This is a genomic window from Haloarcula sp. DT43 (assembly GCF_037078405.1).
Taxonomy (GTDB): Archaea; Halobacteriota; Halobacteria; order Halobacteriales; family Haloarculaceae; genus Haloarcula; species Haloarcula brevis.
In genome coordinates, this window is record NZ_JAYMGZ010000002.1 from 380,941 (window position 1) to 403,412 (window position 22,472).

General features: G+C 67.6%; 25 protein-coding genes. 12 read left to right on the top strand and 13 right to left on the bottom strand.

The features are described 5' to 3' along the window. Position 1: 1 nt before the first annotated feature. Positions 2-1,927, bottom strand: a complete 1,926-nt coding sequence (locus VI123_RS09230) for a COG1361 S-layer family protein (protein WP_336337766.1) — start codon at positions 1,925-1,927, stop codon at positions 2-4. Positions 1,928-2,129: 202 nt separating this feature from the next. On the opposite strand from VI123_RS09230, the gene VI123_RS09235 reads away from it, so the two are divergent. Then, positions 2,130-2,750, top strand: a complete 621-nt coding sequence (locus tag VI123_RS09235) for a TetR/AcrR family transcriptional regulator (protein ID WP_336337767.1) — start codon at positions 2,130-2,132, stop codon at positions 2,748-2,750. On the opposite strand, the gene VI123_RS09240 is transcribed toward VI123_RS09235, so the two are convergent. Further along, positions 2,747-3,289, bottom strand: coding sequence for a response regulator (locus VI123_RS09240; RefSeq protein ID WP_336338265.1), 543 nt, complete (start codon positions 3,287-3,289; stop codon positions 2,747-2,749). The genes VI123_RS09235 and VI123_RS09240 overlap by 4 nt on opposite strands. Before the next feature lie 124 nt (positions 3,290-3,413). On the opposite strand from VI123_RS09240, the gene VI123_RS09245 reads away from it, so the two are divergent. Together VI123_RS09245 and VI123_RS09250 are read left to right on the top strand one after the other, a co-directional pair. Next, positions 3,414-4,019, top strand: a complete 606-nt coding sequence (locus VI123_RS09245) for a hypothetical protein (RefSeq protein WP_336337768.1) — start codon at positions 3,414-3,416, stop codon at positions 4,017-4,019. 58 nt (positions 4,020-4,077) lie between these two features. Then, positions 4,078-4,365, top strand: a complete 288-nt coding sequence (locus tag VI123_RS09250; protein ID WP_004593774.1) for a hypothetical protein — start codon at positions 4,078-4,080, stop codon at positions 4,363-4,365. Here the strand turns inward: VI123_RS09250 and VI123_RS09255 are convergent. After that, positions 4,362-5,213, bottom strand: coding sequence for an NAD(+)/NADH kinase (locus tag VI123_RS09255; protein WP_336337769.1), 852 nt, complete (start codon positions 5,211-5,213; stop codon positions 4,362-4,364). The genes VI123_RS09250 and VI123_RS09255 overlap by 4 nt on opposite strands. Positions 5,214-5,321: 108 nt before the next feature. Here VI123_RS09255 and VI123_RS09260 point away from each other — a divergent pair, with 108 nt between their 5' ends. After that, on the top strand, positions 5,322-6,371 hold the full coding sequence (locus VI123_RS09260) for a KaiC domain-containing protein (protein ID WP_336337770.1): 1,050 nt from the start codon (positions 5,322-5,324) through the stop codon (positions 6,369-6,371). On the opposite strand, the gene VI123_RS09265 is transcribed toward VI123_RS09260, so the two are convergent. Beyond that, positions 6,368-7,081 carry a DUF4013 domain-containing protein gene (locus tag VI123_RS09265; protein ID WP_336337771.1) on the bottom strand — a complete coding sequence of 238 codons (714 nt, stop codon included), beginning with the start codon at positions 7,079-7,081 and terminating at the stop codon, positions 6,368-6,370. The genes VI123_RS09260 and VI123_RS09265 overlap by 4 nt on opposite strands. 156 nt (positions 7,082-7,237) lie before the next feature. On the opposite strand from VI123_RS09265, the gene VI123_RS09270 reads away from it, so the two are divergent. Next, the gene (locus VI123_RS09270; RefSeq protein ID WP_336337772.1) at positions 7,238-7,681 is read left to right on the top strand and encodes a universal stress protein; all 444 of its coding nucleotides are present in this window, start codon (positions 7,238-7,240) and stop codon (positions 7,679-7,681) included. Here the strand turns inward: VI123_RS09270 and VI123_RS09275 are convergent, their stop codons facing one another. Beyond that, positions 7,682-8,113, bottom strand: a complete 432-nt coding sequence (locus VI123_RS09275; protein ID WP_336337773.1) for a universal stress protein — start codon at positions 8,111-8,113, stop codon at positions 7,682-7,684. It lies immediately after the preceding gene. A gap of 69 nt (positions 8,114-8,182) precedes the next feature. Next, positions 8,183-10,051 (bottom strand): ATP-binding protein, encoded by a 1,869-nt coding sequence (locus VI123_RS09280; protein ID WP_336337774.1) that lies wholly within the window; start codon positions 10,049-10,051, stop codon positions 8,183-8,185. Between the two features lie 87 nt (positions 10,052-10,138). On the opposite strand from VI123_RS09280, the gene VI123_RS09285 reads away from it, so the two are divergent. Beyond that, positions 10,139-10,930, top strand: a complete 792-nt coding sequence (locus tag VI123_RS09285; RefSeq protein ID WP_336337775.1) for an endonuclease/exonuclease/phosphatase family protein — start codon at positions 10,139-10,141, stop codon at positions 10,928-10,930. Positions 10,931-10,987: 57 nt separating this feature from the next. Here the strand turns inward: VI123_RS09285 and VI123_RS09290 are convergent, their stop codons facing one another. Then, a complete protein-coding gene (locus VI123_RS09290; RefSeq protein ID WP_336337776.1) occupies positions 10,988-11,722 on the bottom strand; it encodes an MBL fold metallo-hydrolase in 735 nt (244 codons plus the stop codon). A gap of 694 nt (positions 11,723-12,416) precedes the next feature. Between VI123_RS09290 and VI123_RS09295 the strand changes: the two genes are divergently transcribed. The 3 genes from VI123_RS09295 (at position 12,417) to VI123_RS09305 (ending at position 13,476) form a co-directional block, all read left to right on the top strand. Further along, entirely contained in the window at positions 12,417-12,752 is a 336-nt protein-coding gene (locus tag VI123_RS09295; RefSeq protein ID WP_137682713.1) for a DUF7113 family protein, read from the top strand. A gap of 71 nt (positions 12,753-12,823) precedes the next feature. Beyond that, positions 12,824-13,174 (top strand): winged helix-turn-helix domain-containing protein, encoded by a 351-nt coding sequence (locus tag VI123_RS09300; protein ID WP_336337777.1) that lies wholly within the window; start codon positions 12,824-12,826, stop codon positions 13,172-13,174. A 38-nt stretch (positions 13,175-13,212) separates the two neighbouring features. Beyond that, positions 13,213-13,476 carry a DUF7521 family protein gene (locus tag VI123_RS09305; RefSeq protein ID WP_336337778.1) on the top strand — a complete coding sequence of 88 codons (264 nt, stop codon included), beginning with the start codon at positions 13,213-13,215 and terminating at the stop codon, positions 13,474-13,476. A 4-nt stretch (positions 13,477-13,480) separates the two neighbouring features. Here VI123_RS09305 and VI123_RS09310 read toward each other — a convergent pair whose 3' ends face one another. After that, positions 13,481-14,731: a DNA double-strand break repair nuclease NurA gene (locus VI123_RS09310; protein WP_336337779.1), complete on the bottom strand. Its 1,251-nt coding sequence runs from the start codon at positions 14,729-14,731 to the stop codon at positions 13,481-13,483. 50 nt (positions 14,732-14,781) lie between these two features. Continuing rightward, positions 14,782-15,174 carry a DUF7522 family protein gene (locus VI123_RS09315; RefSeq protein WP_053966265.1) on the bottom strand — a complete coding sequence of 131 codons (393 nt, stop codon included), beginning with the start codon at positions 15,172-15,174 and terminating at the stop codon, positions 14,782-14,784. A gap of 159 nt (positions 15,175-15,333) precedes the next feature. Here VI123_RS09315 and gpmI point away from each other — a divergent pair, with 159 nt between their 5' ends. Then, positions 15,334-16,893, top strand: coding sequence for a 2,3-bisphosphoglycerate-independent phosphoglycerate mutase (gpmI, locus tag VI123_RS09320; RefSeq protein ID WP_336337780.1), 1,560 nt, complete (start codon positions 15,334-15,336; stop codon positions 16,891-16,893). A gap of 21 nt (positions 16,894-16,914) precedes the next feature. Here gpmI and VI123_RS09325 read toward each other — a convergent pair whose 3' ends face one another. Further along, positions 16,915-17,601 carry an RNA 2'-phosphotransferase gene (locus tag VI123_RS09325; RefSeq protein ID WP_336337781.1) on the bottom strand — a complete coding sequence of 229 codons (687 nt, stop codon included), beginning with the start codon at positions 17,599-17,601 and terminating at the stop codon, positions 16,915-16,917. 192 nt (positions 17,602-17,793) lie between these two features. Here VI123_RS09325 and VI123_RS09330 point away from each other — a divergent pair, with 192 nt between their 5' ends. Beyond that, complete coding sequence (locus VI123_RS09330) at positions 17,794-18,285, top strand: pyridoxamine 5'-phosphate oxidase family protein (protein WP_336337782.1); 492 nt, start codon at positions 17,794-17,796, stop codon at positions 18,283-18,285. 7 nt (positions 18,286-18,292) lie between these two features. Here the strand turns inward: VI123_RS09330 and nadC are convergent, their stop codons facing one another. From nadC to nadA, 3 genes are read right to left on the bottom strand one after another with little or no spacing between them, the layout of a single operon-like run. Next, on the bottom strand, positions 18,293-19,114 hold the full coding sequence (gene nadC, locus VI123_RS09335) for a carboxylating nicotinate-nucleotide diphosphorylase (RefSeq protein WP_336337783.1): 822 nt from the start codon (positions 19,112-19,114) through the stop codon (positions 18,293-18,295). Then, positions 19,114-20,676 (bottom strand): L-aspartate oxidase, encoded by a 1,563-nt coding sequence (locus VI123_RS09340; protein ID WP_336337784.1) that lies wholly within the window; start codon positions 20,674-20,676, stop codon positions 19,114-19,116. Before VI123_RS09340 ends, nadC begins: the two co-directional genes overlap by 1 nt. 2 nt (positions 20,677-20,678) lie before the next feature. After that, positions 20,679-21,806, bottom strand: a complete 1,128-nt coding sequence (gene nadA, locus VI123_RS09345; protein WP_336337785.1) for a quinolinate synthase NadA — start codon at positions 21,804-21,806, stop codon at positions 20,679-20,681. Positions 21,807-22,032: 226 nt separating this feature from the next. Here nadA and VI123_RS09350 point away from each other — a divergent pair, with 226 nt between their 5' ends. Continuing rightward, positions 22,033-22,452, top strand: coding sequence for a hypothetical protein (locus VI123_RS09350; protein WP_336337786.1), 420 nt, complete (start codon positions 22,033-22,035; stop codon positions 22,450-22,452). Positions 22,453-22,472 lie beyond the last annotated feature (20 nt).

A 22,472-nucleotide genomic window follows, 5' to 3' on the forward strand; every position in this document is an offset into this window, starting at 1 on the left:
GTTAGCGGAACCTGAAGTAGCCGCCGATGGCCAGGACGGCCACGAGTCCGAGGCCGATAATCGCCGTCAGCGGCGAGCCGCCACCGCCGGAACTCGTCACGGAGACCGGCAGCCGGTAGGTGTCCGACACCGGCGTGTCCCCGTCGGGCTCCTCGTACTGGAAGTCCACCGAGACGGGGTAGTCCTTGGTCATCGCGGCACCGCTTGCGCTGATGCCGAACTCGATGGTCGCGGACTCGCCGGGGTCGAGGCCGGCGACGTAGGCCTGGTCGTCGGAGACGGAGATGGGGGACTCGGCGAACAGTTTCGCCTCGATGTTGGTCAGTCGCTCGCCGGCGTCGTTGGTGATAGTCACTTCGAGCGTGCTGGAGCCCCCGACGTCGACGGACGCGTTCGTCGTCTCGATGGTGAACTCGTCGGCGCTCCCGCCGACGTTCTGCTGGATTTCGAGCGTGTCGCTCTCGCGGCTGTCGCCCTCGCTGTTGCGGTAGTTGGCGACGAAGTCGAACTGCCGCGGGCCGGCGTTGGCGTTGTCCGACACGTCGGCGTCGAAGGAGACGGTGGCCGACTCGCCGGGTTCGAGGTCGCCGACGGCGTACTGGGTCTCCTTCGGCGAGATGTTGGCGTGGTCGCTCTCCCAGTTCAGGACGACGTTGCGCACCGCCTGGTCGCCGGTGTTGGTCAGCGTGGCTTCGAGGGTCCCGTCGTCGCCGGCTTGGAGCGTCGACTCGACGTTCTCGAGTTCGAAGGACTGCTCGGGCTCGGGCCGGATGCCGAGCGCGATTCCGTCGTCGGCACCGGCGTCGCCCTCGGGGTCCGTGTAGCCGACCGTGGCGGAGAGCGCGTACCCCCTGACGGACGCGTCCCCGCTCGCGGACGCTTCGACGCTGATGGTGCGGCTCTCACCGGGTTCCCACGTCCCGATGTACTGCTCGGCGGTCTCGGACCCGCCGAACGTAATCTGGCTGCTCTGTGAGCGCAGGGAGACCGTCGCGTCGTTGACAGTCACCGGCCCGTCGTTGTGGAGCGTGACATTGTAGGTTCCCGAGTCGTCGACGGCGACGTCGCTCTCGACCCCGCGTACGCTGAACGTCTGCTCCGGCTCGGGCGTGATGCCGAGCGAGGACGCGGTGGCGCTCTTGCGAACCCCGTCGGTGTCGTCGAAGTCCACCTGGAGGTCGAACTGGTACGGCTCGGCCCGGGCATCGCTGCTCGCGCCGACGCGGTAGCGGAGGGTGCGCTGTTCGCCGGGCTCCCAGGTCTCGATGAACCGGGCGCTGCTGGTGTCGCTCCCGACCGTGAGTTCGGGGTTCGTCGACGACAGCGTCACGGAGGCGTCGCGGGCCGGCTCGTCGCCGGTGTTCTCGACGGTGACGGCGACCGTACCGGTCGAGTCGACGCGTGCGCCGGAGTCGACGTCCACCACGTCGAAGGCCGCGTCGTCGTCGATTTCGAGTTCGAGCTCTATCCGCTCGGTCGTGCTCCTCTCGTCGCGCGCGCCGTCGGCTTCGGAAATGTAGCTCGTGTACTCGTACTCGACGATGACGGGGACGGTGTAGCTGCCGGGGCTCGCGTCGTCCTCGACGCTGATGTCGAAGGAGAGCGGGTCGGTCCGCCCCTCGGGGACGGACCCCACGGCCCGTTTGCTCGTCGTCACCGTAATCGGGGCGTCGCCGCTGTTGACCTTGACGATGGTCCCGCGGGCGGTCGTCACCTCGCTGTTCTGGACGCCCTGGGTCGAGGACCCGGAGTCGACGGTCCCGCTGTTGACGAGCACGATGTCGAGGGTCGTTTCTTCGCCGGGTGCGACGGTGTCATCGACGAACGTCGCGTCGAAGTCCGGGCTCCCGGTCACGGCGGCAAGCGCCGTGCCGGACGCCATGAGCAATGCGACAACAGTCAGCGTCAGCAGTGTTCGTGGTTTCATACGTAGGGACACTTCGGACATTCCATGGGTCGTTTCTGTTCGGAACGGATGCTGTGACAGAGCGCTTGGGTACCACCCCACATTCCTCTGCGGGGACGCCCGCCCGAACCGTGTACATCGAACGAACGTTCGGTCGCCTATCAACGTTGTGGTTCGGTGACAGTGGGAAGGTATTTATCGACCGACCGAATATTCGGTCGGGATGAGTGATGGAATTCCGTTCGCCGGGGAGCCGGAGGACTCCCACGAGGCGATAATGCGAGCCACGTTCCGGGCGCTCCGGGAATACGGGTACGCCGGACTTTCGATACAGCGAATCGCGGACGAGGCCGACCTCAGCAAATCGACGTTCTACCACCATTTCGACGGGAAAGAGGACCTCTTGCTGTCGTTTCAGGAGTTCATTCTCACGGAGTTCAACCGCATCTTTCAGCTCGAATCGACCGGCGACCCCGAACAGGACATCAAGACGTTCGTCAGCCTGATTCTCGACGACTTCACCGACTGCGTCGAGACGCCGGAGAAGAACGCGGTGCTCGGTTCCTACGTCGAGATGCGCGCACAGGCGGTCCAGAACCCGGACTTCCGGGAGAAGTTCACCGAGACGGACAAACTGTTCGCCCGGCAGTTCGCACAGATAATCGAGGACGGCATCGAACAGGGGAAGTTCGCCGACGTCGACCCCGAGGAGGTCTCGCAGTTCATGATAATGGTCCTCGACGGCGTGATTCTGCAGAACGCGACCAGAAACGACAACCCCGTCGCCACGGTCCGTGACACCATCGACGAGTACATCGACGAGACGCTGATTCTCGACGCCTAGTTCCGGCTGATGGACTGGTGGGTCCGTTTCAGCTCCTCGAAGTCGTCGGTTTCGGCCTGCAGGACCCACTCCAGTTTCTTGGCCCGCTCTTTCAGTTCGGTGTACTCCGTGCTCCCCTCCAGCTGTGACGTTGATTTCTCCCGTTCCAGCACGGAGAGCTTCGAGGAGATGCGGAAGTACTCGTCGAGCCGGTCGTCCCCGTCGGCCCTGTCGAGGTGCTGGTCGAGCGTCGACAGGAGCGTCGACTGGTCGACCGGCTTCTGGAGGTAGTCGTCGAAGGGCATCTCCAGGATGTTCAGGTCCGCGCCGACCGCCGTCAGCATGATGACGGTGCCGTCGTACCCCCGCTCGCGCAACCGCGAGAGCACCTCGTCCCCGTGTACGTCCGGCATTCGGCGGTCGAGCAACACGGCGTCGAACTCCGGCCCGGCGGTGTCGAGCGCCGCCTGGCCGCTGTAGGCGACAGCGGTCTCGTACCGGTCGCCGAGTTTCAGCGCCTGGGTGTCGGCGACGTCGTGTTCGTCGTCGACGACGAGCACTCGCGGCGGACCGCCTGTAGTTCTGGACACAGTCGTAGCGAGTGGTAGGGCTGGTAGCTGTATATGTCTTGCCAGCGGCGTGTTCTCGAAAAGCGTTAACCCATGGCCTCCGGAGTGTCCCATGATGAGCAAGTCGTCGACGGACGCAGGCCGACGCCGTCTCGGGAGCCTCGCCGCCATCCTCGGGTGGATTGGGGCCGGAGCGGTCGTGCTGGCGACCGTCGCGCTGCTAGTACAGTCGACGCTGTCGCTGGGGCTGTCCGAACAGGTCACCGTCGGCCTCGGACTGGCGCTCGGCGGTGGGGTCGGCGGCGTCTCCTACCTCCTGTTTACCGACTCGCCGGGCGAGTCGGCCGACGAGACGGTGTCGGTGTCGGCAGACGCCGAGGCCACGCCGGAGCCACAGCCGGTCGACCTCTTCGACGGCCATCCGGACCCGGTGCTGTACTTCGCCGACGACGGCCACGGTCCGGTCGTGCGCGCGGCCAACGAGGCGTTCGGCACCACGTTCGACGTGCCCGCCGACCGGCTCACCGGGACGGCGCTCTCCGAGGCCCTGCTCGTGGCCGGCATCGACGAAGTGGACGCGGAGTCGGTCAACACGGCCGACCTCGACGTCGTGGCGCTCTCGACGGCCCACGACGAACCGACACGGTTCCGGCTGCGGACGGCCGGCGTCCCCTCGACCGGCTACCTCCTGTTGACGCCGCTTGGGACGGCGGGCGACTGAGCGGTCGGCGGCGGAACGGAACTTTAAAGATTCCATCACGGCGAAATCCTGGATAGGAATGCTCGCGTCACCGCTGCAACTCATCGATAGTTTCCTGCTGAACTACACCATCGGTGATGTCCTGCTGCTCGGCTTTGTCGGGGGGCTCGTCGCCATTCTCCCACAACGGTCGCTCCGAATGCTCGGACTGCACACGATTGCGCTGGGCGCGCTGCTCGTCATCACGCCGGCGTCGGCGATGGAACCGAACAGCGCGAGCGTCCTCGCGTCGTCGTTCCAGTACAAACTGTTCGGCCTGGTGTTGCTCGTCCTCGCACCGGTGCTGTACGCCGTCGGTCGGCGTTAGGCGAGCTTGTCCAGTGCGGTGAAAAAGTCCAGGGGCGGACCGGCGAGCCGGACCGGTTCGCTCGCACGCGAGAGCGCGATTCGCTCCGGCGGAACCACGTCTTTTCGGACGCGACCGTCGCTGACGACGACGCCGCTGTCGGCGTCCGCGAGTTCGATGACGATTTCGCTGTCGACGTCGACGACTAGCGGCGGCGTCCCGGCCTCGTCCGCCATCGTCGTGACGATGAGGCCGGACACGTCGGGGTGGACGAGCGGCCCCCGCTCGCTGAGGTTGTACGCCGTCGACCCCGTGGGGGTGGCCACGAGCACGCCGTCGGCGTGGCCGGACGCGTACAGCGAGCCGTCGACGTACACGTCGAGGGTCGCCCCGCCGCCGTGACCGCGGCGCTCGCCCTGGACGACGACCTCGTTCAGCGCCGGCGACAGCTCCCAGTCATCGCCGCTGGCCTGGAGCCGCGGCTTGGCCCGGGTCCGGGCGCTGCCGGTCTTCTGGATGTGCTCGACCTCCGCGACGACCGTCTCGACGGCCTCCTCGGGCGCGATAGCGTTCAGAAAGCCGACTTCGCCGAGATTGACCCCCAGTATCGGTGTCGACCCCGCCCCCCGGGCCGCGTACAGAAAGGTCCCGTCGCCGCCGATGCTCACGACCAGGTCGCAGGCGGACATCTCCTCGACCGGGGCCGACTCGGGCACGGCGGCCTCCCACGCGTCGTGGTCGCCGAGCGCGCCGGCGGTCGTCTCGTCGACGACGACGGCCGCGGAGGTGGCGCGCAGTCGGTCACACAGTGTGCTCGCAAGCGACATGGCCCGGTCGTTGTCCCGCTGCGCGACGATGCCGACAGTCATTGCCGGACGTTCCGGCCGGCCGTACATAAACCCTCTACGACGGCACTTATATCCGTCCCGACGCGTATCCCCTTCCATGGGCCGTTCGTGTGGCCGGTGGTCGTGCGTATGAGCGGGGACGACGGGTCCGACGACGACTGGTTCGAAAGCGCGCTTGACGACGAGGACGCCGAACCGACGGAGACGCCGTCCGAGGGCGACTCCGACGGGACGGCGTCCGCGGATGCCGGACCGTTCGAGACCGGGAACGACGAGGACAGCAGTCCCTTCGACGGAGGCGACGACAGCCCCTTCGAGGACGGGACCGAAGACAGCCCTTTCGACGGCGAGGGAGCCGACGCCGACGACGGGGCTGGCGGCGACGGCGGCCTCTTTGACGACGACTTCGCCACCGCCTTTCAGTCCGCCGGCAGCGGCGACGGCGACGGCGACGGCGACGGTTTCGACGAGGAGTTCGAGTCCGACATCCCGCGTGTCGACATCGGCATCGAGGGGCTCGACCAGATGATTCAGGGCGGGATTCCCGAACGCCATCTCATCGTCACCATCGGCTCGGCCGGGACCGGGAAGACGACGTTCGGACTGCAGTTCCTCCAGCACGGGCTGGAGAACGGCGAGAACGCGGTGTTTCTCACCCTCGAACAGTCCCACGACGCGATACTGGACACCGCCAGTGACCGCGACTGGGGATTCGAGGAGTACGAGGAGGCGGGCCAGCTAGCCGTCGTCGACCTCGACCCGGTCGAGATGGCCAACAGCCTCGACAACATCCGCGGGGAGCTCCCGGACCTCATCGAGCGGTTCGACGCCGACCGACTGGTGCTCGACTCCGTCTCCCTGCTGGAGATGATGTACGACGACCAGTCCCGGCGGCGCACCGAGGTGTTCGATTTCACCCGGTCGCTGAAACAGGCCGGCGTGACGACGATGCTCGTCTCCGAGGCCAGCGAGAGCAACCCCTTCGCCTCCAGACACGGCATCATCGAGTACCTGACCGACGCCGTGTTCATCCTCCAGTACGTCCGGTCGGACACCGGCGAGACGCGACTCGCCGTCGAGATACAGAAGATACGGAACGCGAACCACTCGCGGGAGACGAAACCCTACGAGATAACGAACGACGGCATCTCGGTCTATCAGCAGGCCAACATCTTCTAGACGGTCGCCGTCCCGACCGACCCGGTCTCCTCCCGCTCGTCGAGCGCGGCGTTGTAGCCGCCCGCCCAGAGGTCCGTCGCGACGACCGCCACGTAGAAGGTGGCGAACGGGCTGAGTAGCACGGCGACGAGCGAGCCGAGGAACGGGATGACGTTGAGCAGGTTCACCACGATGTTGGCGGCGACGACCAGCCCGACCGAGACGAGCCACGGCGTCGCGTACTCCGGGGACAGGACCAGCTTCCGGAGCGTCCCGAAGTCGAACCCGGCCTCGAACTCGCCGGTGCAGGCGAAGTGGATGATAGCCGCCGTCGCCACGTACCCGAACACCAGCGACAGGACGGTCGATATCACCAGGCCACCGAACAGGCCGGCCAGGCCGGCCCCCGCTCCGGCGCGGGTACCCGTCGCCATCGCAATCAGGCTGCCGCCGACGGTCACTCCCAACACGACGAGCGGGACGAGCATGTACACGATGCCGATGACCCAGGCCTTGAGGCCGTCGACGAACAGGTCGCCCCAGTCCTCGAATCCCGGCGGTCGCGTCGCTCCGGCCGCCCGCTCGCGGACTGCCTGGACGAGGTAGCCGTACACGAGGATGCCGGGGACGACGAGCACGGACAGGAGGCTGAGGACGCCGCCGATGAGTACAGTCGTGGTCCAGTCGTCGTCTTCCATGGGATACCTGAGCGTCTCTTCTAGCGAGTCCATGGGGGCTGTCCACACTCCGCACAGTTAGTTACAGACACCTTGCCGACCTGTTCGCTCGGCTTACCGGGGGACTCCGCTGCCCCGGTCACGCGCCGCGTCGCTCGTATATTGTCGGCTTGCGGAACCAATAAATCACGACCGTGAGACAGATGGGCTATGGTACTACTCGTGCCTTTCGACGGCTCGGCGCTGTCGGAAGCCGCCCTGGAGCGGGCGACGGAGTTCGCGGACTACCGCGACGAAGAGGTCACCGTCCTGTCGGTCATTCCGGACGACGCGGCGTACGCGCGGGAGCGCGGCTGGGTTGACGCCGACGAGGCGTTCTCTGTCGAGACTGTCGCCGACCGGATGCGGGAGCAGGCCGAGGCGATAGCCCCGACGGCGACGTTTCGCTACGAAACCCCGGAGGACGTGAGTTCGATGGCGTCGACGACGACGGACGTCAGCCGGACCATCAGGGAGGTCGCCCACGACACGAGGGCCTCAATCGTGTTCATCGGCAGCGAGAACGCCGGACGGGTGTCGTCGCCGGTCTACAGCGTCGGCTCGCCGGTGTCGGAAGACCCCCAGTACGACGTCCACATCGTTCGCCACGCGTAGCTATCTGACGACGGTCACGGGGACGGAGGCGCGCCGGACGACGATTTCGGCGACGCTGCCCAGCAGGATACGGGACATCCCCGAGCGGCCGTGGCTCCCCATGATAATCTGGTCGATGTCGTGGTCGTCGGTCGAGTCAACGATGACCTTCGTCGGCCGCCCGACCTCGACGACGCGCTCGACCGACTCGACGCCGGCCTCGGTCACCGTCGCTTCGAGGTCGTCGAGCAGCTCTTCGGCCGTGGCCTTCTGTGTCTCGTACCACTCCTCGGAGAAGGACGGAATCGACGCCTCTGCGCTGTAGCCGGCCTCCGCGGGGTTGATGACGTGCAGGAGCACGAGCGTCGCATCGGGGTACTCCTCGGCCGCGAACTCACAGGCCGCCGTCGCTTGGTCCGAGCTGTCGACCGGAACGAGGATTCGCTTTGCCATACGCCCACTTCCGCTGGGGGCGGTTTGAATCTTCGGCCCGCTGCAATCCACGGGCCGGCCTGCGGTTCGTCACTCCCGACCGTGGCGGGTCACGCAGGTCGAGAGGCCGATGAGCTCCACCGACTCCGAGTTGTCCGGCGAGTGGACGACGCGCTGGCCCTTCTCCATGTAGGGGACCTTCGATTCGAGGTTGCTCGGGATGTTCACGGCCTTGATGGCGTCCTCGTCGCCGAGGTTGAGCACCATCGTCGTGTTTATCTGCTTGAACACCGGGTCGGCGATGTCCTGTGGGTCCTGCGTGATGAGGTACAGTCCCAGTCGCTCCTTCCGCCCCTGTTTGGCGGCCTCGGTGAACTTCCCGATGACCTTCCGGGCCTGGACGCTGTCTGCGTCGGTGAGGAAGTTGTGGGCCTCGTCCATCCCCAGGACGAGCGGCGTCTCCTTGATGCGGTCGTAGGTCGGGTCGTTCGAGAGCTTCTGGTCGATGAGCAGGCTGGAGACGGCCAGCACGACGGTCGAGGCGGTCCGGGAGTCCGTGATGTGGTAGGTCGGGATGACCGTCAGGCCGCCGTCGCGGACGAACTGCGATATCTGGTCGGTGATGGGGCGGGCGTCCTGGTCGAACACCGCACCGAAGCCCTGGACGCGGCGCTTGACGGCGTCGAAGGTGGCCTCGTGGACGTCGCCGGCCTCGTCCAGTTCCTCCTTGAGCGCGGGGTCCCCGAGGAAGGTCCGGAAGTCGCTGTAGGTCCCGCTCTCCCCGTACTCGCGCTCGAACCGCGGGAGGAGCGTGTTCACGAGTGCGCCGTACTGGTTGTCGTTCAGGCTCGACCCCGCGATGAGCCAGGGGTTCTCGTGGACCAGCGAGAACGGGATGGTGAACTCCACCTGCTCGGCCCGGTGGTGGCTGGCGTTGTAGTCGGCCCCCGCGACCTTCGGGACGAACGCGATGGTGTCGTCGTGGCCGCCGTAGGCGACGCCCTCGCGCTCGCAACGCCGCCTGAACTCGTCTGTCATCGCGGGGTTGTCGTCGTGCATCTGGGCGTACTCGTCCTGTGGGTCGAACTGGACGACAGCGAGTTCGGGCGTCCGGCCGTCGCCCATCTCGTAGGTCCGCCCGAGATACTGCCGCAGGACGTTCTTGGAACTGTGGGTCTTCCCGGACCCCGTCCCGCCCGCGACGAGCGTGTGGCGGAACACGAGCGGGTCGCCGGCCTCGTAGTCGTCTTTCAGCCGATAGTCGATAGTCGGCGGTTCGGCGGCGGTGCGGACCTTCTCGCCGCCGACGGCGAGATGGCCCAGGAAGACGCCGTCCTCGGGAATCTTCAGGCCGGTCTTGATTTCCGACTTGTCGGTGGCTTCCCGGACGACGGTCTCGGGTTTGGGCACCCGGTCGGTCATCCGGCGCTTGAGGTCGCCGCCGTCGCCGGCTCCGCCGGCTGCTTGCGACGTCCCCGACGTCGCTCCGTCGCTGTACAGCACCGCGACCGGGTCCAGTTCGGCGATGAACTTGAAGTCCCGCTCGTCGATGCCTCGCTCGCGCATCGCCCGCCGGGCGTGGATTTCTGTCGCGTCGTCGGCGTGGAACTCCTGTGCGTACTCCAGGGCCTCGATGCGACAGAACAGGCGCTCGCCGTCGGGGTACGGGACCAGCAGGTACGTCCCGATTCGCAGGCGCGAGCGGTTCCGGGCGGTGACGTACGCCCGCAGGACCGACTCCCCCTCCTCCTCGCTGATTCGGAGGCCGTTCGCCGCCGAGAGGACGCCCAGCCCGGAGTCAGTCCCCGCCGACGCGACCGCCATCTCCTCGAAGTCGTCGTCTGTCGGGTCGGTACTCGCCGCGTCGACGGCCTGCTCGCCGTCGTCGGTCGAACCGGCCGGCTCGTCGTCGGCCGCGTCGTCGCCGTCGAAATCGGTGAAATCCCCGAGGTCGGACATACCCGACTCCAGGGTAGCCGGGGATTAACACCTTTCCCCAGCGGCGTGAAAGTGAAACCTTACCCCGGTGGCTGTCAACGAACGCATATGAATCCGACGCGGGTGATGTCTTTCAATGTGCGGTACGACACCGCCGGGGATGGGCTGGACGGGTGGCCCCACAGACGACGGCTGGTGGCGAGTACAATCCAGTACCACAGCCCCGACGTGGTCGGGGTCCAGGAGGCGATGGCCCACCAGCTCCGGGAGCTAGAGGTCCTGCTGGACGGCTACGAGTGGGTCGGCGACCCGCGCGAGTCCGTCGACGCCGGCGGGGAACACACGGCCATCGGCTACCGGACCGACCGGTTCGACTGCGCGGCCACGAACACGTTCTGGCTCTCCGAACAGCCGGCCGAGCCGAGCAGCGTCGGCTGGGACGCCGCGTACCCCCGCGTGGCGACGTGGGCCCGCCTCCGGGACCGCGAGACGGACGACGACCTGCTGTGTCTGAACACGCATCTGGACCACCAGGGGGCAGACGCGCGCGTCGAGGGCATCGAACTGGTGCTCGACCACCTCGACTCCATCGCCCGCGCGGCCCCCGCCGTGGTGACCGGTGACTTCAACTGTGTGGTCGGGGAGCCGGCCTACGAACGCGCCGCGGGCCACGAACTCCCCGACGGCCGCCGGCTCGTCGACGCCCGCGACACCGCGACGGTCACCCACGGACCGACGACCAGTCGGACCGACTTCCACGACCTGCTCCCCGAGATGGGCATCGACCACGTGTTCGTCACCGAGGACGTGGCCGTCGACACTAGGGCGGTCGTCGCCGACCGCGACGACGACCACTACGGCTCCGACCACCTGCCGGTCGTGGTCGACTGCCGGCCCTGACCCGGCGGTGTCGCCGTGGCACCCGCCATCGCCGAAGCACCTGCTAACTGGCAGTGCCTATCGGTCGACCCACTCCCCATTGTCGGGAACCCGAACGCCCTCTGTCGCCGACCGTAGCTCGTCCCGACTGAGCAGGCAGTGGTTTATCGCCTCCATGTGGACGACGGCGACCGTGGCGTCGGTCGCATCCCGGACGGCCGTGATGTCCTCGACGCCCATCGTGATGGGGTCGCCCTGTTCGAACCGCGCTTCGCCGCCGTTCAACACGACCAGGTCGGGCTCGAACCGGTCGAGCGTCTCCGCGACCGGCTCGTACCAGACCGTGTCGCCTGCGACGTACACCGTCTCGTCACCCTCGAACACGAATCCCGAAACGGGGCCCATCTCCGCCGCCAGCTCTCCGTGCCCGTGCCGGCCGGGCGTTCGGTGAATCGAGATACCCTCGATAGACGCCTCGTCGTCGACGGGTCGGACGTCGGTGAACCCCTCGTCAGTGAACTCGTCCGCCTCCTCGGGCTGACAGAACAGCGGCACGTCGGCGTCGAGTGCCGCCTTGGCCGCCGCGTCCCAGTGGTCCTGGTGGCGGTGCGTGACAACCACGGCGTCGTAGGACAGGTCACTGTCCGGCATCGGGACCAGCGGGTTTCGACGGTCGTTCGGCGAGTTCGGCACGGGCGGGTTCTCGCCAGGTGGCGCGAACATCGGGTCGACGAGGAACGTCACGTCCCCGATGTCCACGAGTACAGTCGCGTTACGGAGTAACCGAACACTGGGGCCAGTCGAGGCTGACATACGACCATCTGTGGCACCCACCGTTATGCGACTTGCCTTGGCACGTGCCAACCTCCGTGGCACTCGGGACGGTCGTTCAGCCCCACCAGCTCGGTGCGGGTGAGCAACTCCGCTGTGATTCGTGAGCGGAGTCGTCGCGGGGTGCCGGTGACCGCGGAGCCACCGTACACTCCCCGTTCTCCCGACCGTCGGCCATCTGCGGGGCCGCCACCGGTCGAGGACTCCGTCGGGATGCGAGCGGTCCCGCGGGAACGAGTCGTTCCCGCGTGGCGACATTCCATTCCGGTGTCGTCGTCATAGTCACACCGCTGTACAGGAGGAACGACGTCGCTACGTCGAGAAAGATCCATATCCCGAAAACGCTGCTTTCGACGTCGACTGCGAGGGACGCTCCGCCGGCGACGGCTGCTGCGGCCGCAAGTATCGAAACGTCGATGCGTTCGGCGTTCACTTCGACCACCCACCTACAATCAAGCCCTCGCGGTGTAGGTGATTTTCGGTGTACGGGCCCCTCTCACTCGGCCTGCGGGTGTTTCCCTCTCGGAGACCGAATCGGATGCGTCGGTCCCAGCCGGTGCCGCTCCCTCTTGGTGGGCAGTCCTCCGACCACAGACGCCGCCGGCTATCGGCCGCGGCTGTCGCGGCGCTTGCCCCGGGGGAGAATCTTTTGTCGTTGGGGCCCTTACGTGAAACTATGTTGCTTATTCGGGGGACGGCGGGCGGGACGGCGCTGACCGGGACGCTGTACGAACCGGGCGAGGAGCCGCCCGAGTTCAACGGCGCGCCGGACGAGGGAACCCCCTACGTCTGGGTCTGTGACGCCTTCTACGAGGTCGAGAGCGGTGGGCAGGTCCAGGCCATCGGCGACCGCGAGATACGCATCGCCTTCGAGTCCCCGATGCCGCGCGGTTTCGAGACACGCGATGCGGCCATCGACGCGGCCAAGGAACACGTCCGGACGCAGTTCGCCCGGCTCGGCGTGGCCGGCGAGACGGTCGACGTGACGGTCCAGCAGGCCGAGACGGCGTAGTCTGGCCGCCGTTTTCTGAGCCAGCGAACGACCGGTGAGTTATACCACAGCGCCGGGTGAAACCACTGCCCGTGGCCGAGGATCCGTCCCCGACTGAGGTGTTCGCCCTCCTCGATGACGAGTACGCTCGCGCGCTCCTTGCAGCCACGAGTCACAGACCGATGACAGCAACTGAACTCAGCAACGACTGCGACATGTCACTCTCGACCGTGTATCGCCGTCTCGACGCCCTCGAAGACTGCGGCCTCGTCGTCGCTCGAACGCAAATCGCGGACGACGGGCACCATGCGGACGTGTACGAGGCACAGATGGACGAACTCACCGTCCGTCTCACCGACGGGACCTTCGACGTGAGCCTTTCCGTCGAGTCGCGGACACACGAGTTCGCCGATGCGCTGGTGGACCTCTGGGAGGGGCTCTGATGGCGGTTGCCGGCCTCTCTGCCGAAACGTGGGTTACTGTGAACACTGCGTTCCACCTCGCACAGACGGGGGTCGGACTGCTCATTGCTGCATTGGCGCTCGTTGGCTACCGTCGACGGCGGACCCGCTCCATGCTCGCACTGGCTATCGGCATCAGCCTCCTCACCTTCGTCTCGTACCTTGTTACCCTTAGTGCCGTGCAGTTCCTCCCGCGGATGGTGTTTCCCCTTCCGGGCACTATCACGGAACTCGTCGGCCTCCTCGTCCTCCTCTACGCTATCGTTCTGGCCCGCCGAGACTAGCCCTTCAGAACGATTCTTCGACGGCACCCCACCGGATGTCGTTGAACTCCCGCTCGCGGTCGGTCTCGAAGGTCCGCTCGATGCGGCGGGTGAGTTCCTCGCTGCCCTGCCGGTCGATTTTGGCGAGTTCGTCGGCCTTCCCGATAGCCAGCGGCGGCCCCTGCTGGGCGGCCACGTCGTGGAGCAACTGGCGCGTGAGCCTGGCCCGACACTCCGGGTCCTCTGTGAACGCGTAGGGGGCTTCGACGCGGAACACGAGGTCCGAGCGCGGGTCGTAGCAGACGAAGAAGGTCACCTCGTAGGCCTCCGGGTCGAGCGACCGCTCGATGCCCAGGGCGTCGCCGTCGGCGGCCATGATGCCGTCGGTGCCGGCCCGCGAACGGAACCAGTTCGTCGCGGTCAGGCAGTCGGTCAGCGTCTCGCCGTCGTCGTCGCGGCGCTCCAGTACCCGGCGGAAGAAGGCGGTGTCGTTCACCCACGGCGCGTTGGTCTTGCGCCGCACCGCCCGCGTGAGCGCCTTCGTCGAGGAGTTCTTGACGAAGCCGACCAGCGGCACGTCCCGCTCGACGAACCGCTCGACGAGGTCGACGTAGTTGTTCACCACCGTCTTCGGGCGGTCGTCCTCGGCGAGGAGGTCCGCGAGTTCGGTGTCGCGGTCGGCCCAGCGGAGCACGCCAGTCGGGTAGATGGGACCGTCGAGAATGAAGAGGTCGTCGACCACGTCGGCGTTGGTCAGGGCGTGCTGGCTCTCCGCGAGGTACAGCGCCAGCGCGTGGACGACCCGCTGTTCGTAGCGGTCGACCTGGGGCACGTCGAGGACGCGCCGCTTCGCGTAGCCGCGGTCCCCGCCCTGCCAGTCGCCGTCGAACCCCAGCGTCGCGTCGTTGGAGTGGACGGCCATGATGATGGTCCGGCCGCGGTGGAGGTCCACGTCCGAGGGGACGCTGCCCATCGCCGCCTGCGCCACGTCCAGGACCAGCCCGTTCTTGAACGTCGTGGGGTTGATGGTGCCCGAGTCCAGGCCGTGCTGGGTCGGAAACGGGGGGTCAGCGAGCGCGATGTCTTCGACGGGAACCTTCCGCCGGCGCTGCTCGCCCAGCGGCTCCAGCACCTTCGTCCCGTCCTGCCACAGCGGGTCGAGGAAGTGCTCCCACACCTCCTCGGCGGCGGCCTCCTGGTCGCTCGTCTCGACGGTCTCGCGCACCTGCTCGGCAAGCTGCGCGATACCGTCGACGTGGACCGGGTCGAGCGTCATGCCCGTGGGTTCGCCGGGACGGGCATAACGCTTTGGTCACTTGCCGGCGCTCACTCCTTGCCGGACTCCTCGCGGAGCAGGCGCTCGATGGCCTCGGCGATTTCCTCGTAGGACTGCATCGTCAGGCCGTCCGTGGTGATGAGCACGCCCTGGCGCTCGGTCGTCGCCCGGAGGAGGTAGCCGTTCGAGAACGCGCGGACGGTAAAGCGGTAGTCGCCCAGCTCGGACTCCTGGTAGGCGTTCTTGGTCTGCTTGTACCCCTGCCACTCGTGGCCGACGAAGTCGTTGAGGTCGGCGTCCTGTTCGAGGTCGTCCCGCAGGTAGAGTTGCTCGAAGTTCGCACGTGTGAAATACGTCACTGACCGGAGCGAGTCGCCCGTCGCGGTCCGGGCTGTCGTGACGATTGCGTCGGCCAGATCGTCCGAGAGAATATTCCGAGTCATGCCCGACCGAAGGCGGGCCACCCTCTTAATTTCGGGGTTCTCAGTATCGGCACCGATAGCGAGGGGCTGGGCCGCCGGAGCCGCCGGATTCCGCATCATCGACCGTGGCGTTCGGGCCTGACCGACAGTGTATTAGGCCGGTCGCGTGACCCTCCGGACATGAACGTCGGACTCATCATCCTGGATGGCTGGGGACTGAACCCGGACGAGGGCGTCCGGGACGCGGTCGCCGCCGCCGACACGCCGAACTTCGACCGGTACTGGGACGCGGGCGCGACGTCGACGCTTGAGACCCACGGCCGCCGGGTCGGCCTCCCGGAGGGCCAGATGGGCAACTCCGAGGTCGGCCACCTCAACATCGGGGCCGGCCGCGTCGTCAAGCAGGACTCCGCGCGCGTCAGCGACAGCATCGCCCGCTCGCGCGGCGAGTCGCCGCCGGACGACGAGGCGCGGGACCCGCCCTTCTTCGAGAACGAGACGATACTGTCGGCGTTCGAGTACGCCGAGGACCACGGCGGCCGGGTCCACTTCATGGGACTGGTCTCCGACGGCGGCGTCCACTCCTACCAGGACCACCTCCACGCGCTCATCGAACTCGCGGGCGAGCGCGGCACCGACGCCGTTTCGCACGCCTTCACCGACGGCCGGGACACCTCGCCGACCGGCGGCGAGGACTACCTCGCAGCCCTCGAGGCTCAGGCCGAGGAACACGGCACGGGCCACGTCGCCACCGTCTGCGGCCGGTACTACGCGATGGACCGCGACCAGAACTGGGAGCGCACGCGCCGGGCCTACGACGCCATCGTCGGCCGCGAGGGCGACCACCACGCAGCCGACGCCGTTTCGGCCGTCACGGAGTCGTACGCCCGCGACACCACCGACGAGTTCGTCGAACCGACCACGGTCGGCGACCACGAGGAACCCGCGGACGGCGACGCGGTGATCTTCTTCAACTTCCGCTCGGACCGCGCCCGACAGCTCACCCGGATGCTCGGCGACATCCGGCCAGACGACTGGGGGGCCGACACCGAGCCGCCGGAGACCAGGCTCGTGACGATGACGGCGTACGACGAGACGTTCGAGCTCCCGGTCGCGTTCCCGCCGAACCAGCCCGAGGACGTGCTGGGCGAAGTCCTCTCGGACGCTGGCCACACCCAGCTCCGGATGGCCGAGACGGAGAAGTACCCCCACGTCACCTACTTCCTCAACGGCGGCCGCGAGGTGGCCTTCGAGGGCGAGAGCCGGGAAATCGTCGACAGCCCCGACGTGGCGACCTACGACCTCCAGCCCGAGATGAGCGCGCCGGCGCTGACCGACACCGCAATCGCGTTCATCGAGGACGAGGACCCCGACGCGCTGGTGCTGAACTACGCGAACCCGGACATGGTTGGCCACACCGGCGACTTCGACGCGGCCGTGACCGCCGTCGAGGCCGTCGACGAGCAACTCGGGCGACTCGTCGACGCGATTCAGACCGCCGGCGGGCACGTGCTCGTCTGCGCCGACCACGGCAACGCCGACGACATGGGGACCGAAGACGACCCCCACACCGCTCACACGACCAATCCCGTGCCGTTCGTCTACCTCTCGCCGGACGGCACGGCCGACGGTCGCACGGCCCGCGACGGCGGGACGCTCGCCGACCTCGCGCCGACGGCGCTGGCGCTCATGGATGTCGACCGGCCCGCAGCGATGACCGGCACGCCGCTCCTGGAGTAGGGTCCAGAGACGACGGCGACCTCACGAGTCGTCAAGCAGGGTGAGGTATCGCGGGGGCACGCGGTCAGTGGTGTAGGTCCCGGTCCCGCGCTTGACGACGCGGCGACCGTCCTCGCCCATCGCCGCGGCGTCGACGGCGAACACCACCGGGTCGTCCGCGTGGCGGCGGCCGACCGCCTCGGCCTCGGCGACCGTCCCGGAGAGGTGGACCGTCTGACGCGACATCGGTCGGAGACCGTCTTCGCGGATGGCGGCGACGTTGCGCGGCGCGGTCCCGTGGTACAGCGTCTCCGGGACCGGGGCGTCCGTCGCCTCCAGGGACACGTCGACGGAATGGCCGTACGCGGCGCGGATTCGACCGACCTTGTCCACGTCCCCGGTTCCCGATGCGGTCGCCGTCTCCTCGACACCCGTCCGTTCGAATCGTCCCTTCGGGTCGGTGGTGACGACGCCCGCGAGCGCGTCGGCGTCGGCCCAGTCGTACTGTTTCTCGACGGCGTCGACCAGCGCCGCGAAGGGCGTCCAGCCCGACGAATCGAGTTCGAGGCCCGCGTCGTCGGGAAAGTGCCGGAGCGCCCCGGAGACGTACTTCGAGAGCTGCCGCCGGCGCTTACCGCCGAGAACGTGTACGCCCGCCACGTCGCAGGTCGGACACGCCGTGCCCTCGAAGAAGCCGTGGTCCGGACAGCGGCGAATCGGGTCTGGCATCACCGGTGGTCCGTCCCCGCGGGCCAAAAGCGTCACGCGGTGTTCGGCGTGCCAGTCGACGGCGACGTGACGAGGTGATGCTGGCGCGGCGGCTGGACTGAGGCAGATCGTCAGCGGGGGCATCTGCGTGGCGAACAGCGAACTCTCGGCAATCGCCCGTGGCTTTATGACCGTCTCCAGACAAATCCAGACATGACAGTCGACGAACTCGACGACTACGGAATGCTCCGGATGGACGATGAAGACATCGAACGGACCCTCGAACGGAAGAGCGTCGGGGTGCTCGGCGTCTCGACCGACGCCGAACCGCTACTGCGGCCGCTCAGTTACTGGTACGACGGCGAGTCCGACCTCTATTTCGTCTACGTCCTCGGTTCCGACAGCCGGAAAGCGACGGTGAGCGACGAGGCGGACGTTGCCGGGTTTCTCGTCTACGACATCGAGACGACGTTCAACTGGCGCAGCGTCCTGCTCACGGGGACAATCGAGCGCGTGTCCGACGACGAACGCGCGGCGATCGAAGCACGGATCGATACCGACTGGAAGCCCGACCTGTTCGAACGGGCGGCCGAGTCGGAGATCACGGCGCTGTATCGATTCCGGATCACGGACAAGTCCGGAATCAAGCAACTCGAACTCCCGCCCGAGCTCAGGACCGACTCCTCGACGAGCGGGCCGGACTGAACGCGGCTCAGCCCGTCCGAAACGAGAGATCGAGCGTCGGCGCTGAATGGGTCAGCGTCCCCATCGAGACGACGTCGATGCCGGTCTCGGCGTAGGCGGGCACGTCCGAGACCGTGATACCGCCGCTGGCCTCGGTCAGCGTGTCGGCGTCGGCCGCCGCCACGAGGTCGACGGCTCGCTCGGTCTCGGCGGGCGTCATGTTGTCGAGCAGGACGATGTCCGCGCCGGCCGCGGCGGCCCGCGGCGCGTCGTCCGGAGCTTCGACCTCCACGTTGAGCTTCGTCGCGAACGAGACGCGCTCGCGGAAGTGCTCGACGGCGTCTACCAGTCCCATCTCGGCGACGTGGTTGTCCTTGACCATCACCATGTGCGAGAGGTCGAGGCGGTGGGTGTCACCGCCGCCGGCGGCCACCGCGCGCTTCTCGACGCCGCGCAGGCCGGGCGTGGTCTTGCGCGTGCCGGCGATGCGTGGAATCGAATCCACGTCGGCCGCCGCCGCTGCGTCGACGGCCGCGCGGGTCTTGGTGGCGACCCCGGACGCGTGGCCGGTGACGTTCACAGCGACGCGCTCCCCGCGGAGCACGGCTCTGGCCGGGCCTTCGACGCGGAGCACCACGTCGCTCGCGTCGATGCGGTTTCCGGGGTTGACCGGGGTCTCGACGGTGCAACCGAGGTACTCGAAGACGGCGGTGGCCGCGTCGAGGCCGGCGACGACGCCGGACTCTCTGGCGACCAGCCGCCCGGTCGTCTCGCCGGGCACGTCGTTGGTCACGTCGTGGTGGCCCACGTCCTCGCGGAGCCAGCGCTCCACGTCTGCGTCGGTGAGCATCAGTCTGCCGTCTGCTCCCGGCGCTCGTCGCGCTCGCCGGAGACGAGGGTGTGCGTGCCGACGCTCTCGTCGTTCTCGGCGGCGTGACGAGCCACCAGCAGGGCGGTGACGCTCGCGTTGCGGAGTTCGTACAGCGACCGGCTGGTCCGCGTGCGGACGTAGGCGTCGACCTCGCCCTTGAGCCGGCGGAGGACGGCCATCGCGCGCCGGAGGTCGTCGGGGTCGCGCTCGACGCCGACGTACTCGTCCATCACGCGGGTGAGCCGGTGGAACTTGTCGCGGGCGAAACGGTCCGGCAGGTCCGGGTCGCGCTCCAGCAGGTCCGGGGCGTCGATGGGCTCGGGGTCGGTGCCGGCGGCGTCCGCGCCGGCGCGGAGGCCCCAGACGAGGCCCTCCAGCAGGGACGTGCTGGCGAGGCGGTTCGCACCGTGGACGCCCGTGCGTGCGCACTCGCCGACGGCGTAGAGCCGGTCGAGCGTCGTCCGCCCGCGGTCGTCGACGCTGACGCCGCCACAGAGGAAGTGTTCGGCGGGGGCGACCGGAATGCCCGCGGTCCAGTCGACGCCGTGGTCCGCACAGCGCTGTGCGAGGTCGGGGAACGCCTCGGCGAAATCGAGCGGCGAGACGTCGAGCGTGACCTCCCCCGTAGCCTCGCGCTCGGCTTTGACGGCGCGGGCGACCACGTCGCGGGGCGCGAGTTCGGCGTCCGGGTGGTAGTCGGGCATGAACCGCTCGTCATCCCCGTTTCTCAGCAGGCCGCCCTCGCCGCGGACGGCCTCGCTGACGAGGAAGGCGACCTCGCCCGCTCCGGCGGTTCCACCGCCTCCGTCCGAGCCATGGGGTGGCTCGCTGTCCAGCGTACAGGCGGTGGGGTGAAACTGCACGTACTCCATGTCCTCGACCTCGGCTCCGGCCAGCGCGGCCATCGCGATGCCGTCGCCGGTCGTGTCGGCCGGGTTCGTCGTCCGCGGGTAGAGGTCGCCGATGCCGCCGGTCGCCAGCACGACGCTGCCGGCGAAACACGGGTCGACGGCCCCGTCGGATTCGAGCATCGCGCCGTGGACGCGGCCCTCGTGGCGGATGAGTTCGAGCACGGCGGTGTCGTCGCGGATGTCCACGTCCTCGCGGTCGTCGAGGGAGTTCAGGAACGGGACGTGGACGTGTTTGCCGGTCGAGGCGTCCACGTGGAGGATGCGGTCCTCGCTGTGGGCGGCCTCGCGGGTGTAGTCCAGCCCGGCCCCGTTCTCGTCAAATTCGACGTCGAGCGTGTCGAACAGCACGTCCTCGACGGCCTCGTTGGCGTTCTCGACGAGCACGTCGACGGCGTCTGGGTCGGCGGTTCCGTCGGAGGCGGCGACGATGTCGCGCTTGAACTGCTCGGGGTCGTCGCGGGACACGGCGATTCCGCCCTGCGCCCACCACGAGGAGGCCCCCTCCGGCCGGGTGGCCTTCGTGGCGAGCAGCACCTCGTCGCCGGCGCGCGCGGCAGCCAGCGCGGCCGCCAGCCCGGCGATGCCGGAGCCGACGACCAGCACGTCCGTCGTGAGAGCGTCGTCCGTCATGGTCATATCTCCAGCATCCGGTCGAGGGCGACCCGGGCGAGGTCCTTCTCCTCGGGCGCGACCTCGATGACGTTGCGCTCGCGGCCCTCGACGAGCTCTTCGAGGACCCACGCGAGGTAGTTCGGGTCGATCTGGCGCATGGCGTTGCAGTCCATGCAGGCGTCGCCACACAGCGGCAGGACGTTCACCTCGGGATGCCACCGCTGGAGGTGGTGCGTGAGGTGGATCTCGGTGCCGATAGCCCAGGTGTCGCCGGGCTCTGCGTCCGCGACGGTCTGGCAGATGTCGGCGGTCGAGCCGGCCCTGTCGGCGGCCTCGACGACCTCGCGGCGGCACTCGGGGTGGACGATGACGTTCGCCCCGGGGTGGTCGGCGCGGACCTGCTCGACGTGGTCGGTCCGGAACCGCTCGTGGACCTGACAGTAGCCCTCCCAGAGAATCACGTCGTTCTCGACGGCGGCCGCGGCGTCGGTCCCCTCGGCGTCCCAGGGGTCCCACTCGACGGTCTCGTCGGCCATGCCGAGCCGGTGGGCGGTGTTCTCGCCCAGGTGCTTGTCGGGCAGGAACAGGACCTTGTCGCCCTTCTCGAAAGCGTACTCGAACGCCTTGTGAGCGTTCGAGGAGGTGCAGACGAGCCCGCCCTGCTCGGCGCAGAAGGCCTTCAGGTCGGCGTAGCTGTTCATGTAGGTTATCGGGATGATGTCCTCGTCGTCGTCCAGGGCCACGGTCAGCTCCGCCCACGCGGCGTCGACCTGGAGCGCCTCGGCCATGCCGGCCATCGGGCAGGACGCCTCCATCGACGGGAGGATGACCTTCTGGTCGTCGTCGGTGATGATGTCCGCGGACTCGGCCATGAACGTCACACCGCCGAAAATGACGTACTCGGCGTCGGAGTCGGCGGCCTCCTTCGAGAGCTGGTAGGAGTCGCCGATGAAGTCGGCGTGCTCGACGATTTCCCGGCGCTGGTAGTTGTGGCCGAGGATGACCACGTCGTCGCCGAGTTCGTCGAGCGCCGACTCGATGCGCTCCGTTCGCTCGTTTTCCTCCAGTTCCCGGTATTCAGGGGGAAGCTGTTCGAGGTTGTCGTACTTGAAGAGACTCAGGTCCGTTTCGAACGTTGCGGTTTCCATTTCTGGCACGATATGCCCACCTGTGGGTGTACTAGCGTTCGGACTGCTTTATTGAAAAGATTTTATCTTCAACACTGGGGTGTGGTGAACATCGAAGCGGGTAACGGGGTCGTCGTTCAGTTACGACACGTGTTACCACCAGCCAATATCGACCACGAATCCCGCGAGTGGTGGATTGGCGACCGAGAGAAAACGTTATTATTATCTAAACTACATTTCCTTGTGTATGACACGCACACTCAAAGCCTCCGGCTTCCTCGGACTGGCAGTGATGATGACTGTGGGCATGTACCAGTTTATCCTCCTCTCGGGCGGGAGCGGGGTTCCTGGGTGGATGATAGGCGGGCACGCACACCTCGGGGTCCTGTCGATTCTGGCCATCGTGATGGGCTTCGCCGTCCCGGCGCTGGGCGTGACGGGAACCCTCAGGTCGGCCGTGACGGGGCTGTACGTCGCTGGTCAGTGGGGCATCCCCGGCATCGTCTGGTTGGGGGAGGGCGCGGGGCTGACGCTCCTCATGCCGACCGGGTTCCTCTGGGGCGGGTGTCTCATCGCCTCGATGCTCATCATGTTCTACGTGACGGTCACCGGGGAGGGCGGCGGGACCGAGAGCGGACCGACCGGGACGCCGACGGCCGACGACTAGGCGGCCCGCAAGAGCAACTG

Bases quoted from the DNA above. Each gene is read 5' to 3' on its own strand.
- VI123_RS09230 (WP_336337766.1), bottom strand. From the start codon at position 1,927: ATGAAACCACGAACACTGCTGACGCTGACTGTTGTCGCATTGCTCATG.
- VI123_RS09235 (WP_336337767.1), top strand. From the start codon at position 2,130: ATGAGTGATGGAATTCCGTTCGCCGGGGAGCCGGAGGACTCCCACGAG.
- VI123_RS09245 (WP_336337768.1), top strand. From the start codon at position 3,414: ATGAGCAAGTCGTCGACGGACGCAGGCCGACGCCGTCTCGGGAGCCTC.
- VI123_RS09250 (WP_004593774.1), top strand. From the start codon at position 4,078: ATGCTCGCGTCACCGCTGCAACTCATCGATAGTTTCCTGCTGAACTAC.
- VI123_RS09255 (WP_336337769.1), bottom strand. From the start codon at position 5,213: ATGACTGTCGGCATCGTCGCGCAGCGGGACAACGACCGGGCCATGTCG.
- VI123_RS09260 (WP_336337770.1), top strand. From the start codon at position 5,322: ATGAGCGGGGACGACGGGTCCGACGACGACTGGTTCGAAAGCGCGCTT.
- VI123_RS09265 (WP_336337771.1), bottom strand. From the start codon at position 7,081: ATGGACTCGCTAGAAGAGACGCTCAGGTATCCCATGGAAGACGACGAC.
- VI123_RS09270 (WP_336337772.1), top strand. From the start codon at position 7,238: ATGGTACTACTCGTGCCTTTCGACGGCTCGGCGCTGTCGGAAGCCGCC.
- VI123_RS09275 (WP_336337773.1), bottom strand. From the start codon at position 8,113: ATGGCAAAGCGAATCCTCGTTCCGGTCGACAGCTCGGACCAAGCGACG.
- VI123_RS09280 (WP_336337774.1), bottom strand. From the start codon at position 10,051: ATGTCCGACCTCGGGGATTTCACCGATTTCGACGGCGACGACGCGGCC.
- VI123_RS09285 (WP_336337775.1), top strand. From the start codon at position 10,139: ATGAATCCGACGCGGGTGATGTCTTTCAATGTGCGGTACGACACCGCC.
- VI123_RS09290 (WP_336337776.1), bottom strand. From the start codon at position 11,722: ATGTCAGCCTCGACTGGCCCCAGTGTTCGGTTACTCCGTAACGCGACT.
- VI123_RS09295 (WP_137682713.1), top strand. From the start codon at position 12,417: ATGTTGCTTATTCGGGGGACGGCGGGCGGGACGGCGCTGACCGGGACG.
- VI123_RS09310 (WP_336337779.1), bottom strand. From the start codon at position 14,731: ATGACGCTCGACCCGGTCCACGTCGACGGTATCGCGCAGCTTGCCGAG.
- VI123_RS09315 (WP_053966265.1), bottom strand. From the start codon at position 15,174: ATGACTCGGAATATTCTCTCGGACGATCTGGCCGACGCAATCGTCACG.
- gpmI (WP_336337780.1), top strand. From the start codon at position 15,334: ATGAACGTCGGACTCATCATCCTGGATGGCTGGGGACTGAACCCGGAC.
- VI123_RS09325 (WP_336337781.1), bottom strand. From the start codon at position 17,601: ATGCCAGACCCGATTCGCCGCTGTCCGGACCACGGCTTCTTCGAGGGC.
- VI123_RS09330 (WP_336337782.1), top strand. From the start codon at position 17,794: ATGACAGTCGACGAACTCGACGACTACGGAATGCTCCGGATGGACGAT.
- nadC (WP_336337783.1), bottom strand. From the start codon at position 19,114: ATGCTCACCGACGCAGACGTGGAGCGCTGGCTCCGCGAGGACGTGGGC.
- VI123_RS09340 (WP_336337784.1), bottom strand. From the start codon at position 20,676: ATGACGGACGACGCTCTCACGACGGACGTGCTGGTCGTCGGCTCCGGC.
- nadA (WP_336337785.1), bottom strand. From the start codon at position 21,806: ATGGAAACCGCAACGTTCGAAACGGACCTGAGTCTCTTCAAGTACGAC.
- VI123_RS09350 (WP_336337786.1), top strand. From the start codon at position 22,033: ATGACACGCACACTCAAAGCCTCCGGCTTCCTCGGACTGGCAGTGATG.